Genomic DNA, 14,046 nt, shown 5'->3' with positions numbered 1-14,046 from the left:
TCCGCCGGGGGCCGGGGTGCCACGGTCACCCTGCCACAACACCCCCTCCGATCAGCGGACATACGTTCGTAGAACGTGAGGGCGTCACGTGCCGCCCGACGCACGACACCCGACACGGAAACACCCGGCCGGGGTGCGCCGGCCGGGCGTGGGGGGTCTACGGGTGCGGGGCGGTCATGCGAAGCGTTGGTAGGTGGACCCGTTGCAGGTCTGCAGGCGCAGCGGCTCATGGGCGGCGGCCACCGTCAGGCACATGCCCGGGGCGGCTGCGGGGCGCAGGGTGGCGCCGTCGCGGACGAACCGCTGGTTCGCGCCGCCGTGGCAGTTCCAGATGATCAGGCCCTTGCCGGGGCCGTAGTCGGCGCCGGGGACGTCGAGGCAGCGGTCCTGGGTCAGTTCGATGTGGACGGACCTGCGGACGCTGTCGTACCACCAGCCCTGGTTGCGACCGCCGTGGCAGTCCCATCCGACGACCTTGGTCTCGTCGGCGCTGGAGCCGCCGAAGGAGTCGAGGCAGTTCCCGGTCGCCTCGTTCCTGAGGGGCCTGAACTTGTCGTCCCAGGCACCGGCCTGCAGGGCGGGCGTCCCGGTGCTCGCGGGGTCGGCGCAGGAGGCCTCGCGCAGGCCCGAGTCGTAGAGCTGGGTCAGACAGGACGCGAAGGCGCCGTGGCCGCGGTAGTTGGGGTGGAAGGACTGGCGGGCGGTGTTCTCGTCCCACGGGAAGTGGTCCCCGAGGTCCAGGTAGAGGCCGCGGGCCCAGGTGTCCTCCATGCAGACCTCGTGACCGTGGAAGAGCCGCGAGTTGTCCAGGTAGATCGCGCCGGAGGCGAGGGCGGCCGCGCGCATGCCCTTCTCGAAGTTGGGCACCGCGTAGTTGCGGCCCCAGGCGGCGTCGGAGTCGTAGCCGGCGCAGCCGCCGGGCAGCTTGCCGGGGAAGTTCGGGTTGTCGTAGAAGTCGGGCCCGATGGGGCTGGGGTAGCCCATCACCACGAGCTTGTAGTCGGAGTCGGCGTAACCGGCGTCGCGCATGACGCTCTTGAGGTCCGCGACGGTGGCTTCCACCTTGGGCTTCAGGCCGTCGACGCGCGCCTGCCAGCCGGGCCCGTACTTGGGCTCGCAGGTGCCCTGGCCGAGCGCCCAGCGGGTCACGCAGTCGGTCATGACCGGGCCGAACTGGAGGTCGTCGTTGGCGCCGGCGACCAGCAGGACCATCTTGATCTTCGTGTTGCGCGCCTTGACGGCCAGGTTGTCGCTCTGCACCAGTTCGTCGGCGTACTGCTTGCTGCCGCCGATCCTGATGTTGCCGGTGTAGCCGCCGGAGCAGGCGACGTTGAAGGTCAGGTCGGCCGGTATGCCGGTGCGGTGGATCGCCGCGTCCGGTGAGCGGTGGCACTGGTTGTTCGGCGTGTTGGTCGCGGGGTCGTAGTTGCCGACGCCCTCGCCCGAAATCTCGCTGTCGCCGAGCGAGATCAGGCCAGTTTTCCGCTCGTTCAGCGGGCGGACGGCCGGGTCGCCGTAGATCTTGGTGGCCTCTGCGGCGCGGACGGCCTCCAGCTCGGGCGACAGCGGCACGGCCACGGCCCCGGAGGTGGGCGCCGCCTGGGCCATGGGGGTGATGGCGGTGACACCTCCCAGGGCGGCCGCGATCGCCGCGACAGCGGCGAAGGTAGATCTGAGCATGGGTCTCGTACGGACACGTGCCATGGAACGCCTCCCCGGAGATGGGTGTTACCCCCGGTATTTACTGGCCGGTAGGGGAGTTGGGAACACTTCGAACAAGACAATTGCTCAACTTTTTGAGGAGGCCATGAACATGACGGATGACCAGCAGGCCGAGACGTACCGGATCGAGCACGACTCCATGGGCGACGTACGGGTGCCCCGGCACGCCAAATGGCGCGCCCAGACCCAGCGCGCGGTGGAGAACTTCCCCATCTCCGGGCAGCGGTTGGAGCGCGCCCACATCGAGGCACTCGCCCGGATCAAGGCGGCCGCCGCCGTGGTGAACGCGAAGCTCGGCGTGGTGGACCAGGACGTCGCCGACGCCATCGGCGCCGCCGCCGCCGAGGTCGCCGACGGCCGCTGGGACGACCACTTCCCCGTGGACGTCTTCCAGACCGGCTCCGGCACCTCGTCCAACATGAACACCAACGAGGTGATCGCCACCCTCGCCACCGAGCGTCTGGGCCGTGAGGTCCACCCCAACGACCACGTCAACGCCTCGCAGAGCTCCAACGACGTCTTCCCGTCGTCGATCCACATCGCCGCCACCGCGGCCGTCACCGGTGAGCTGATCCCGGCCCTGGAGCACCTGGCGGCCGCGCTGGAGCGCAAGGCCGCCGAGTTCGCGCAGGTCGTCAAGGCCGGGCGCACCCACCTGATGGACGCCACACCCGTCACTCTCGGCCAGGAGTTCGGCGGATACGCCGCCCAGATCCGCTACGGCGTCGAGCGGCTGCGGGCGGCCCTGCCGCGGCTGGCCGAGCTACCGCTGGGCGGCACCGCCGTGGGCACCGGCATCAACACCCCGCCCGGGTTCTCCGCCGCGGTGATCGCCGAGGTCGCGGACGCGACCGGACTGCCGCTGACCGAGGCCCGCGACCACTTCGAGGCGCAGGGCGCCCGGGACGCCCTCGTGGAAACCTCCGGAATGTTGCGGACGGTCGCCGTGTCTCTCACCAAAATCTCCAACGACCTTCGCTGGATGGCGTCCGGACCGCGCACCGGTTTGGCCGAAATCAATCTCCCGGATCTCCAGCCGGGCTCCTCGATCATGCCCGGGAAGGTCAATCCGGTGGTCCCGGAAGCCGTCCTGATGGTCGCCGCTCAGGTCATGGGGAACGACGCGACCGTCGCCGTGGCGGGCGCGGCCGGCAACTTCGAGCTCAATGTGATGCTTCCGGTGATGGCCAGGAACCTCCTCGAATCGATCCGGCTGCTCGGCAGCGCGAGCCGCCTGCTGGCCGACCGCACGATCGACGGGATCACCGCCGACGAGGCCCGGGCCAGGGAATACGCCGAGTCCTCCCCCTCCGTGGTCACCCCGCTCAACCGTTACATCGGATACGAGGAGGCCGCCAAGGTCGCCAAGCGGTCCCTCGCCGAGCGCAAGACGATCAGGGAGGTCGTCCTGGAGTCCGGTTACGTGGAGCGCGGCGCCCTCACCCTGGAGCAGCTCGACGAGGCCCTCGACGTGCTGCGCATGACGCGTCCCTGACCCGTCCGACCGCCCCTCGGGCGGGGGCCGAATTCGGTCGATTCTCATCACCGAACCCACCGGTGACCTGCGCCGCAGCGGGCACGGCGACCCCCGCCCTAAGATCTGCGCATGACAGGTACTTCCAAGCCCGGGAACTCCGCGGCGCGCAGCGCGCCGGGGAGCCCCGCGCAGGGCCCGCGCTGGATGCCCGGGGAGCAGATCCTGTGGCGCTACCGCGACCACGCCCCGGGACCGAAGGGCCCGGTCCACATCTGCCGCCCGGTGACCGTGGTCCAGGACACGGACGAGCTGTTGGCGGTGTGGATGGCCCCCGGCACCGAATGCGTCAAGCCGGTGCTCGCCGACGGCACCTCCGTCCACGAGGAGCCGCTCGCCACCCGCTACACGGCGCCGCGGACCACCGCGCGCTCGCGCTGGTTCGGCGCCGGTGTCCTGAAACTGGCCCGGCCCGGGGACTCCTGGTCGGTGTGGCTGTTCTGGGGACCCGGCTGGCAGTTCAAGAACTGGTACGTGAACCTGGAGGAGCCGCGCTCGCGCTGGGCCGGCGGGGTGGACTCCGTGGACCACTTCCTGGACATCGCCGTCCACCCGGACCGCAGCTGGCAGTGGCTGGACGAGGACGAGTTCGCGCAGGCGCAGCGGTGCGGCCTGATGGACCGTGAGCAGGCGGAGCGGGTACGGGAGGCCGGTCGCGCGGCCGTCGAGGTGATCGAGGAATGGGGAGCCCCGTTCCGTGACGGCTGGGAGGACTGGCGGCCGGATCCGGCCTGGAGGATTCCGGCACTTCCGGAGGACTGGGACCGAACCCCGGCGCATATGACCTCATGAGACCCTTGATGCGCCCCCAGGGTGCAAACGTAGGATCGTCCTCCACGAGATCACGCGCGCGGGACGGTGCGGTCGCCGCACCATTGTGCAAGTGTCGCTCGACAAGCGGGATCTGACCGGAGGTCACACGCACGACGAGAGACGACGAGGGGGCGGGGGTCCGTCAGGGGCACCTCCCGACCGGAGGTCGGGAGAGAAGTTTGGGGCAGGAACCTCGGGGTGATGGTGCCCGGGCCGCTGAGCGGGTATACCGCGACTGACCGAGTTGAGTGCAGCGCACATCGAGCGCAAACGGACGGAAATCCACGCGTGACGGAGTACCCCACCTCCCAGGAGGGCCCGCAGCCCGTCGCCTCCGGCGGAGGTACGGACGAGGCCGGCCACGGCAAGGCGCCCATCGCCGCCACCGAGGCCGTACGCACGCATGCGCCGGGCGCGGAGCCGGGCGGCAGCGCCGCCGCGGCCTCCGACGCGCGCGCGGCCCGCTCGGCGGCCGGGCTCCCCCGGCCCCGCGGCGCCGCGGGGCCGGACGTTCCGGGCGCCGCGGACTGCCCCCAGGGCCAGGCACAGGGACAGCTGCAGGACCCGGGCCACGACAACGCCCGCCCGCGGGACGGCGCGACCCACGGTGACGCCGGGTCGGTCGCCGCTACCGGTGGCGCCGGCCGGCACGGAGGCGGCGGGACCGGAGCACCGGCCGCCGGCACCGGGGAGGCGAGCGCCGCCCGCCGCGAGGGGGACCGGCTGCGCTTCGTCGGCGCCGCCACCCGGCGGATCGCCCGCGGCATCGACCTCGACGAGATCGTGCTGGGCCTGTGCCGGGCCACCGTGCCGACCTTCTCGGACGCCATCCTCGTCTACCTGCGCGACCCTCTCCCGGTCGGCGACGAGCGACCCGTCGGCCCGGTCGTTTTAAGGCTCCGGCGCACCGACCGGCTCCGGCCGATCGACGACCTGACGGACATGAGCAGCACCATCGGCGCGGGGATGGACCTCGCCGGGGCCGCGGGGGCCACCGGCGAGCTCGACTTCAGCCAGTTGCCGCTGGTCGGCCCGCAGGGTGACCTGCCCGCGGCCGAGCTGTGCGAGATCCGGCCCGGCGGCGCGCTCGCCGAGGTGCTGCGCGGCGTACGGCCCGTCTTCGCGTCCTCCGCCGCCGCCCGGGCCGCACTGCCCGAGCTGCTCGGCGTGGACCACCCGCTGCCGGGTGGCGACCGGGCCGTCCTCGCGCCGCTGCGCGGCCGCCGCCGGGTGATCGGCGCGGCCGTGTTCCTGCGCAGCCCTGAGCGGCCCGCCTTCGAGCAGAACGACCTGCTGGTCGCCGCCCAGCTGGCCACCCACACCGCGCTCGGCATCGACAAGGCGGTCCTGTACGGCCGTGAGGCCTACATCGCCGACGAGTTGCAGCGCACCATGCTGCCGGACAGCCTGCCGCAGCCCACCGGGGTGCGCCTCGCCTCCCGCTACCTGCCCGCCGCCGAGACGGCCCGGGTCGGCGGCGACTGGTACGACGCCATACCGCTGCCCGGCAGCCGCGTCGCGCTCGTCGTCGGCGACGTCATGGGCCATTCCATGACCTCCGCCGCGATCATGGGCCAGCTCCGCACCACCGCGCAGACCCTCGCGCAGCTGGACCTGCCGCCCGCCGAGGTCCTGCACCACCTGGACGAGCAGGCACAACGCCTGGGCTCCGACCGCATGGCCACCTGCCTGTACGCCGTCTACGATCCCGTCGCGCACCGGATCACCATCGCCAACGCGGGCCACCCGCCGCCCGTCCTGCTGCACCTGGGCGGCCGCGCCGAGGTGCTCCGGGTGCCGCCCGGTGCCCCCATCGGCGTCGGCGGCGTGGACTTCGAGGCCGTGGAGCTGGACGCGCCCGCCGGGGGCACCCTGCTGCTCTACACCGACGGGCTGGTGGAGTCGCGCCTGCGGGACGTGTGGACCGGCATCGAGCAGCTCCGCGAGCGCCTGGCGACCACCGCCCAGCTGACCGGCCTGGACCACCCGCCGCCGCTGGAGGCGCTCTGCGACGACGTGCTGGACATGCTCGGCCCCGGTGACCGGGACGACGACATCGCGCTGCTCGCGGCCCGCTTCGACGGGATCGCGCCCAGCGACGTCGCGTACTGGTTCCTGGACCCGGAGGAGACCGCCCCGGGCCGGGCCCGCCGGTTCGCCCGCCGCGCCCTGACCCGGTGGGGTCTGGAGGAGCTGAGCGACTCGCTGGAGCTGCTGGTGAGCGAGGTGGTCACCAATGCCGTGCGATACGCGGAGCGGCCCGTGACCCTGCGCCTGCTGCGGACGGACGTACTGCGCTGCGAGGTCGGCGACGACTCGCCGCAGCTGCCGCGCCAGCGCCGGGCGCGGGACACCGACGAGGGCGGCCGCGGTCTGTTCCTGGTCAACCGGATGGCACGCCGCTGGGGTGCGACGCGGCTCAGCAGCGGCAAGGTCGTCTGGTTCGAGCTGTCGTTGCCGGGGCAGCCCGAGCGGCGCTGATCGCGGGCCGCACGCCGTACGACAGACCGCCGCCCCCCGACCTTCGAAGGTCGGGGGGCGGCGGTCTGTCGCAGGCGGCCGTGCCTAGTGCTCGGGCAGCAGCGGCGGGTCCGGCGGCTTGGGACCGTTGGTCTTGGTCGCCGTGGGCGTCGGGGTCGGCGTCGGGGTCGGCGTCGGCGTCGTCTTGGTCGCGGTGGGCGTCGGCGTGGGCGTCGGGGACGCCGGCGGGCTGCTGCTGGCCGCCGGGGCACTGGAGGACGGCGACGCCGACGGCGTCGGCGAGGCGCTGCGGGACGGCGTCTGTACGGCGCCCATCTCCGCCTCGCTCAGCTGGAACTTGCCCGAGCCGCCCTTGAGTGCGGCGAGGGTGTACGCCTTCCAGATCGAGGCCGGGAAGCTGGAGCCACCCAGTCGGCCGAGGCCGGCCGTACCGGTCAGGGTGACCTGCTTGGCGGTGCCGGGCTCCTCACCGAAGATCGCGACGACGGTGACCAGCTCCGGGGTGAAGCCGGAGAACCAGCCGGAGACGTTGTTCTCGGTGGTACCGGTCTTGCCCGCGGCCTCGTAGGCGCTGCTGCGGACCTTGTTGCCGGAGCCGCCGTCGTCGTTGACGACGCCCGTGAGCACCTTGGTGACGGTGTCGGCGGTCTGGCGGCTGACGGCCTGGGCGCCGACGGGCTGGGCCGGCTCGACCTCGCGGTCCTTGTGCTCGGCCTTCTTGATGATGGTCGGCGTGACCTTCTTGCCGTGGTTGTCGAAGGTCGCGTAGACGCCCGCCATCTCCACGGTGTTGGCGCTCATGGTGCCGAGCGACATGGCCGGCTTGTCCTCGGGCCAGCCCTCACGGTCCTTCATGCCGAGGGCCAGGGCCGTCTTCTTCACGTTGCGCGGCTCGACGTCGACGATCATCTGCGCGTACACGGAGTTGACCGAGTAGTTGGTCGCCTCCTGGACCGTCATCATCGGCGTGCCGAAGTTGCGGTCCTCCTGGTTCTGCGGGGCGAAGGGGATGTCGCTGCCCTTGACGGGCCGCTTGCTGGTGCCGTCGTAGAGCGCCATCGGCGTGATCGGCTTGCCGTCCTGGGTCTTCGCGCCGTTCTCCAGGGCGGAGGCCAGCACGACCGGCTTGAAGGTCGAGCCCGGCTGGTAGTCCTTGCGCAGGGCGTTGCTGGACCAGTGGTCCTTCAGGCTCGTGCCGCCGTACATGGCGACGATCGCGCCGGTCTTCGGGTCCACGGAGGTGGCACCGGCCTGGACGCTCTGGTCCTGGGGCTTGCCCTTGGTGTCCTTGCGGTCGAGCTTGGACTCCAGCTCGTCCTCGACGGCCTTCTCCAGCGCTTCCTGCTTCTTCGGGTCGATGTTGAGCGTGAAGGTCCAGCCACCGGCGTCGATCAGCTTCTTCTCGACGCCCTGGGCGTTGAGTTCGGCCTCGGCGGCCTGGACCAGGTAGCCCTTCTGGCCGTCCATGCCCATCGGCGGCTGCGGCGGCTGCGGCTGTGCGAGCTTCAGCGTCTGACGCTTCGCCTCGTCCAACTTGCCCATGTCGACCATGTTCACGAGGGTCGCGTTGTAGCGGATCATGATCCGCTTCTTGGTCTCCTCGCTCGCGGTCGACCAGTCGTACTGGCTGGGGGCCTGCACGAGGGTGGCGAGGTAGGCGCCCTGCTCCAGGGTCAACTGGCTCGCGTCGACGCCGTAGTAGGCCTGGGCGGCCGCCTGGATGCCGTACGCGCCGCGTCCGAAGTAGCTGGTGTTCAGGTAGCCCGCGAGGATCTCGGGCTTCTTCATGCGCTGGTCGACCTTCAGGGAGATCACCAGTTCCTTGAGCTTGCGGCTCGCGGTCTGATCCTGGGTCAGGTAGTAGTTCTTGACGTACTGCTGGGTGATCGTGGAGCCACCGGCCTTGCCGCGCCCGGTCGCCGTGTTCCACAGACCGCGGGCCAGACCCTTGAAGTCCACGCCCTGGTCCTTGCGGAACGACTTGTTCTCGATCGCGATGAACGCCTCCTGGACGTCCATCGGAATCTTGTCGATCGGCAGGATCTCGCGGTTGACCTTGCCCTTGCTGGCCATGATCGTGCCGTCTGCGTACTTGTAGACGTTGCTCTGCTGGAGCGCCTGCTTGTTGGGGTCCGGCTCTTCCACGTAGAAGTACAGGGCGACCAGTGCGGCCATGCCGAGCAGCATCAGCCCGAAGAACGTGCCCAGGATCTTCTTCCAGGTGAAGAAGCGACGTATACCCGTGCGTTTACCGGTACTTCCGCTTCCCTTGGTGCCCTGCGCGCGTCCGCTCGGCGCACGCCGCGCACCGCGCTGCTGCTGCGCCTTACGCACTTCTGCTCGGCCCATCGCTCCCGCTCCGCTCGATTACCCCCCCGACGTCAGCTCAGAAAGCTAACACCGCAGGCTGTGATAAAAGTTGGCCAACCATGACCAATTCCGGTCATTTCGGACGTGAGAATCAGCACCCACATCAATGGAACCGACGCTCACCTAAGCCGAAGGGTTGCCGTAGCGCCAAAAAGTGATATCACTTTGCTAGACGGTCCGACCGACCGTGAGCTGAGAAACGGGGCAAACCATGACGAACAAAACCGCCACCCCTGACGGAGTACGGGAGTTCACCGCGCGCAGTGTCGGCGGCGGCCTGGCTCTACTGCTCGGGCTGCTGGGCCTGTTGGCAGGTGCGGGCCTGATCGTGGCCGGCGCGGTGCTCACGGCCGTCGCGGCCAAGGTGGCCCTGATAGCCATCGGCGTGCTGCTGAGCCTCGCCTCCACCTTCGCGATGTGCGGGCTGAACACGGTGGCGCCGGGCGAGGCCCGGGTCGTCCAGCTGTTCGGCCGCTACAGGGGCACCATCCGCGCCGACGGGCTGCGCTGGGTGAACCCGCTGACCTCCCGCGAGAAGATCTCCACCCGGGTGCGCAACCACGAGACGGCCGTCCTGAAGGTCAACGACGCCTACGGCAACCCGATCGAGCTGGCGGCGGTCGTGGTGTGGCGGGTCGAGGACACGGCCCGGGCCACCTTCGAGGTCGAGGACTTCACGGAGTTCGTCGAGACGCAGGCCGAGGCGGCGGTCCGGCACATCGCCATCGAATACCCCTACGACGCGCACGAGGAAGGCGGCCTGTCGCTGCGCGGCAACGCCGAGGAGATCACCGAGAAGCTGGCGGTCGAACTGCGCGACCGCGTCGACGCGGCCGGTGTGCACATCATCGAGTCCCGCTTCACGCACCTCGCGTACGCTCCGGAGATCGCCTCCGCGATGCTCCAGCGCCAGCAGGCGGGCGCGGTCGTGGCGGCCCGCAAGCAGATCGTGGAGGGCGCGGTGGGCATGGTCGAGCTGGCACTGACCCGACTGGCGGAGCAGGACATCGTCGACCTGGACCCGGAGCGCAAGGCGGCCATGGTCTCGAACCTGATGGTCGTCCTGTGCGGCGACCGCGCCGCCCAGCCGGTGGTCAACACGGGAACCCTCTACCAGTGACCCCGGGCGGCGAGGAGAAACCGGCGGGGCGGCAGGCGCGCAAGCAGGTACTGCTGCGGCTCGACCCGCAGGTGTACGACGCGCTGGCCCGCTGGGCGGGTGAGGAACTGCGCAGCGCCAACGCGCAGATCGAGTTCCTGCTCCGCCGGGCCCTCGCCGAGGCCGGCCGCCTCCCCACGGCCCCCGGCCCCATCCCGCGCCGGGGACGTCCCCCCAAGCCCACGGAGTGAACCGCGACGCCCGGTGGGGCCGGAAACCCGGCCCCACCGGGCGTTCCGGCGTTCCGGGCTCCCGCACAGGCGGGCCGCACATCCCCCGCGTCCCGCCGGGATCGACCGCGTCCGGCCCTCGATCCACCCTCTATACACTCAGCGTATACACACCGTGTAGAGTCGCGGCCATGTCCATCGGTCACACCCTCCTCGGCCTCCTCGAGGCCGGCCCGCGCCACGGCTACGACCTCAAGCGCGCCTTCGACGAGAAGTTCGGCCACGACCGCCCCCTCGCCTACGGGCAGGTCTACTCGACCATGTCCCGCCTCCTGAAGAACGGCCTCGTCGAGGTCGAGGGCATAGAGGCGGGCGGCGGCCCCGACCGCAAGCGGTACGCCATCACCGACGCCGGCATCACCGACGTCGAGGCCTGGCTCTCCCAGCCCGAGAAGCCCGAGCCGTACCTCCACTCGACCCTCTACACGAAGGTCGTCCTCGCCCTGCTCACCGGCCGCCGCGCCGACGAACTGCTGGACACCCAGCGCGCCGAGCACCTGCGCCTGATGCGCATCCTCACCCAACGCAAGCGCAAGGGGGACATCGCCGACCAGCTCGTGTGCGACCACGCCCTCTTCCACCTGGAGGCGGACCTGCGGTGGCTGGAGCTCACCGCGGCCCGCCTCGGCCAGCTCGCCCAGGAGGTACGCCGATGACCCCCGCCGGCTCGCTGCTCGCCGCCACGGACCTACGCAAGGCGTACGGGAGCACCACCGCCCTCGACGGCGCCGAGTTCTCCATCCACGCCGGCGAGGTCGTCGCCGTCATGGGCCCCTCCGGCTCCGGCAAGTCGACCCTGCTGCACTGTCTCGCGGGCATCGTCCCGCCCGACTCCGGCTCGATCACCTACGCCGGCCGCGAGCTCACCTCGATGAACGACGCCGAGCGCAGCGAGCTGCGGCGCACCGAGTTCGGCTTCGTCTTCCAATTCGGGCAGCTCGTACCGGAGCTGACCTGCGTGGAGAACGTCGCCCTCCCGCTGCGGCTGACCGGCGTCAAGCGCAAGGACGCCGAACGCACCGCCCTGCGCCGGATGGAACAGCTCCAGGTGGAGGACCTCGGCGCCAAACGGCCCGGCGAGATATCCGGCGGCCAGGGGCAGCGCGTGGCCGTCGCCCGCGCCCTCGTGACCGGCCCCCGGGTGATCTTCGCCGACGAGCCCACCGGAGCCCTCGACTCCCTCAACGGCGAACTCGTCATGCAGCTGCTCACCGAGGCCGCCCGGTCCGCGAACGCCGCCGTCGTGCTCGTGACGCACGAGACGCGCGTGGCCGCCTACTCCGACCGCGAGATCGTCGTACGCGACGGCAGGTCCCGCGACATGGAGCGCATCGTATGAGCCGGCTCCAGGTCTGGACCCGCGACCTCGGCATGGGCGCCCGCTTCGCCTTCGGCGGCGGTCGCGAAGGATGGATCCGCACCCTGCTCACCGGTGTCGGCGTCGGTCTCGGCGTCGCGCTGCTGCTGATCAGCACCGCCATCCCGGGCGCTCTCGCCGGCCGGTACGAGCGCGGCGACGCGCGGTCGACGATGAGCTCCGAGACCGCCGACGCCCCAGGGCCCGACACCCTGTTGATCGCCTCCGTCAACCAGACCTACCGCAGCAAGGACATCGAGGGGCACATGATGCGGGCCGAGGGCCCCCGTGCCCCGCTGCCGCCCGGTCTGCGGCGCATCCCTGGCGCGGGCGAGATGGCGGTCTCCCCCGCCCTGGACGAGATGCTGAAGTCCGCCGACGGGGCGCTGCTGCGGGAGCGCCTGGACGCGCGGATCAGCGAGGTCATCGGCGACCCGGGCCTGGTCGGCCCCGGCGAGCTGTTCTTCTACCTGGGCAGCGGCACCCTGGAGAAGAGGGGCCCCGAGGACTATCGCGTCCAGCGCGTCACGACCTTCGGCTACGACGCGGACCGCGAGGGCCTGGACCCCGTGCTCATGTTGATGGTCGTCCTGACGTTCGTCGCGCTGCTGATGCCCGTCGCCGTGTTCATCGCCACCGCCGTCCGCTTCGGCGGGGACCGGCGCGACCGGCGGCTCGCCGCGCTGCGGCTGGTCGGCGCCGACAGCAGGATGGTGCGCCGGATCGCGGCCGGCGAGGCGCTGGCCGGCTCTCTTCTCGGACTGGTGCTGGGTACCGGCTTCTTCGCCGTCGGCCGCTCCCTGGTCGGCAGCGTCAGCCTCCGGCAGCGCAGCGTCTTCCCCGCCGACCTCGACCCGGCGCCCTGGCTCGCCGTCCTGGTCGCCCTCGCCGTGCCCGCGGCGGCGGTGGCCGTGACCCTGTTCGCGCTGCGCGGTGTGGTCATCGAGCCGCTGGGCGTCGTCCGTACGGCCGAGCCCGCCCGGCGGCGCGTCTGGTGGCGGCTGCTGCTCCCGCTGATCGGGCTCGGCCTGCTCGTGCCGATGGGCGGCCGCGGCAACGACCAGGGCAGGTTCAACCAGTGGCAGGTCAGTGGCGGTGTGGTGCTGCTGCTGGTCGGGATCACCGTGCTGCTCCCCTGGCTGCTCGAACGCTTCGTCGCGAAGATGTCCGGTGGCCCGGTCTCCTGGCAGTTGGCCGTGCGCCGGCTCCAGGTCAACAGCGGATCCGCGGCCCGCCTCGTCAACGGCATCGCCGTGGCCGTCGCGGGCGCCATCGCCCTCCAGATGCTCTTCGCGGGCGTCGAGGGCGACTACGTCACCTCGACCGGCCAGGATCCCGCGCGGGCCGCCGTCAGGGTGATGGTGCGCCACGGTTCGACGACCGACGCGGACGACCTGGCCCGGCGGATCTCCGCCGAGCGGGGTGTCACCCGTACCGTCTCGCTGACCTCCACCCAGGCCGCCCACCAGGTGCCCGCGACGGAGGAGCCGGTCGAAGTGACCATCGGCACCTGCGACGCGCTCGGTGAGGTCGCGGTCCTCGACTCCTGCGCGGAGGGGGACGCCTTCGTACTGACCGGCTCGCCCGTCCAGGGTGCGCGGGGCATCTACGGGGCCACGGCGAAGCCCGGCGACGAGCTGTTCGTCGGCGACGTCAGGCAGTACGGGGCCGCGGAGGGCGAATCGCCCGCTCCGACGAAGTGGACGTTCCCGGCGGCAGCCGGCACGGTCGCCGGCCGGCCGGACCCCAGCGGGCAGCTGCGCACCGGCCTGCTGGTCACCCCGTCGGCCGCGCCGAAGGGGCTGGGCGACTTCCGGAACCCGCAGATCTACGTCCAGGTCGACGAGTCCGGTCCGGACGTCCTGGACCGGGCGCGCAACGCCGTCTTCAAGGCGGACCCGTTCGCCACGGCGATGAGGCTGCGGGACACCCGGGAGGCCGCGGGCTACTCCTCGATCCGCACGGGCCTGTTCTTCGGCGCCACCGCCGTACTGCTCCTGATCGGCGGCAGTCTGCTCGTCTCCCAGCTGGAGCAGCTGCGCGAGCGCCGGCGGCTGCTCTCCTCCCTGGTCGCCTTCGGCACCAAGCGCTCCACGCTGGGCCTGTCGGTGCTGTGGCAGACGGCCGTGCCGATCGTGCTCGGCCTGGTGCTGGCGGCCGGGGTCGGCGTCGGGCTGGGCGCCGTCCTGATGGGCATGGCCGCCCAGCCGGTCCGGATCGACTGGGCCTCGGTGCTCGGGATGACGGCGGCCGGCGCGGGTGTGGTGGTCGTGGTGACCCTGCTCAGCCTGCCGCCCCTGCTGCGGCTGATGCGCCCGGACGGCCTCCGGACGGAGTGACCCGGCCCCCGCCCGATCCCTCTACGCCCGCTCCCGGCGAG

General features: G+C 71.5%; 10 protein-coding genes. 8 read left to right on the top strand and 2 right to left on the bottom strand.

The annotated features are described in order from the left end of the window. Positions 1-174: 174 nt before the first annotated feature. Positions 175-1,680, bottom strand: coding sequence for a ricin-type beta-trefoil lectin domain protein (locus tag BCL76_RS21960; protein ID WP_375137950.1), 1,506 nt, complete (start codon positions 1,678-1,680; stop codon positions 175-177). Between the two features lie 133 nt (positions 1,681-1,813). Between BCL76_RS21960 and BCL76_RS21955 the strand changes: the two genes are divergently transcribed. The 3 genes from BCL76_RS21955 (at position 1,814) to BCL76_RS21945 (ending at position 6,550) form a co-directional block, all read left to right on the top strand. Continuing rightward, positions 1,814-3,217, top strand: coding sequence for a class II fumarate hydratase (locus BCL76_RS21955; RefSeq protein ID WP_109781373.1), 1,404 nt, complete (start codon positions 1,814-1,816; stop codon positions 3,215-3,217). A gap of 186 nt (positions 3,218-3,403) precedes the next feature. Continuing rightward, positions 3,404-4,048 (top strand): cytidylyl-2-hydroxypropylphosphonate hydrolase, encoded by a 645-nt coding sequence (gene fomD, locus BCL76_RS21950; RefSeq protein ID WP_258309856.1) that lies wholly within the window; start codon positions 3,404-3,406, stop codon positions 4,046-4,048. Between the two features lie 309 nt (positions 4,049-4,357). Then, positions 4,358-6,550, top strand: a complete 2,193-nt coding sequence (locus tag BCL76_RS21945; protein WP_109781162.1) for an ATP-binding SpoIIE family protein phosphatase — start codon at positions 4,358-4,360, stop codon at positions 6,548-6,550. 84 nt (positions 6,551-6,634) lie between these two features. Here the strand turns inward: BCL76_RS21945 and BCL76_RS21940 are convergent, their stop codons facing one another. Then, positions 6,635-8,899: a transglycosylase domain-containing protein gene (locus BCL76_RS21940; RefSeq protein ID WP_109781161.1), complete on the bottom strand. Its 2,265-nt coding sequence runs from the start codon at positions 8,897-8,899 to the stop codon at positions 6,635-6,637. A gap of 232 nt (positions 8,900-9,131) precedes the next feature. Here BCL76_RS21940 and BCL76_RS21935 point away from each other — a divergent pair, with 232 nt between their 5' ends. From BCL76_RS21935 to BCL76_RS21915, 5 genes are all read left to right on the top strand, one after another. Beyond that, entirely contained in the window at positions 9,132-10,040 is a 909-nt protein-coding gene (locus tag BCL76_RS21935) for an SPFH domain-containing protein (RefSeq protein WP_109781160.1), read from the top strand. Next, the gene (locus BCL76_RS21930; RefSeq protein ID WP_109781159.1) at positions 10,037-10,270 is read left to right on the top strand and encodes a hypothetical protein; all 234 of its coding nucleotides are present in this window, start codon (positions 10,037-10,039) and stop codon (positions 10,268-10,270) included. The genes BCL76_RS21935 and BCL76_RS21930 overlap by 4 nt, the downstream gene beginning before the upstream one ends. Positions 10,271-10,440: 170 nt before the next feature. Further along, positions 10,441-10,965 carry a PadR family transcriptional regulator gene (locus BCL76_RS21925; RefSeq protein ID WP_109781158.1) on the top strand — a complete coding sequence of 175 codons (525 nt, stop codon included), beginning with the start codon at positions 10,441-10,443 and terminating at the stop codon, positions 10,963-10,965. Further along, positions 10,962-11,648 carry an ABC transporter ATP-binding protein gene (locus tag BCL76_RS21920; protein ID WP_109781157.1) on the top strand — a complete coding sequence of 229 codons (687 nt, stop codon included), beginning with the start codon at positions 10,962-10,964 and terminating at the stop codon, positions 11,646-11,648. The genes BCL76_RS21925 and BCL76_RS21920 overlap by 4 nt, the downstream gene beginning before the upstream one ends. Further along, the gene (locus BCL76_RS21915; RefSeq protein ID WP_109781156.1) at positions 11,645-14,005 is read left to right on the top strand and encodes an FtsX-like permease family protein; all 2,361 of its coding nucleotides are present in this window, start codon (positions 11,645-11,647) and stop codon (positions 14,003-14,005) included. The genes BCL76_RS21920 and BCL76_RS21915 overlap by 4 nt, the downstream gene beginning before the upstream one ends. The last annotated feature ends 41 nt before the right edge of the window (positions 14,006-14,046 follow it).

This window comes from Streptomyces sp. CG 926, from assembly GCF_003148825.1.
Taxonomy (GTDB): Bacteria; Actinomycetota; Actinomycetes; order Streptomycetales; family Streptomycetaceae; genus Streptomyces.
The sequence above is the reverse complement of the archived record's forward strand: the minus strand, read 5'-3'. Positions and strand labels throughout refer to the sequence as shown.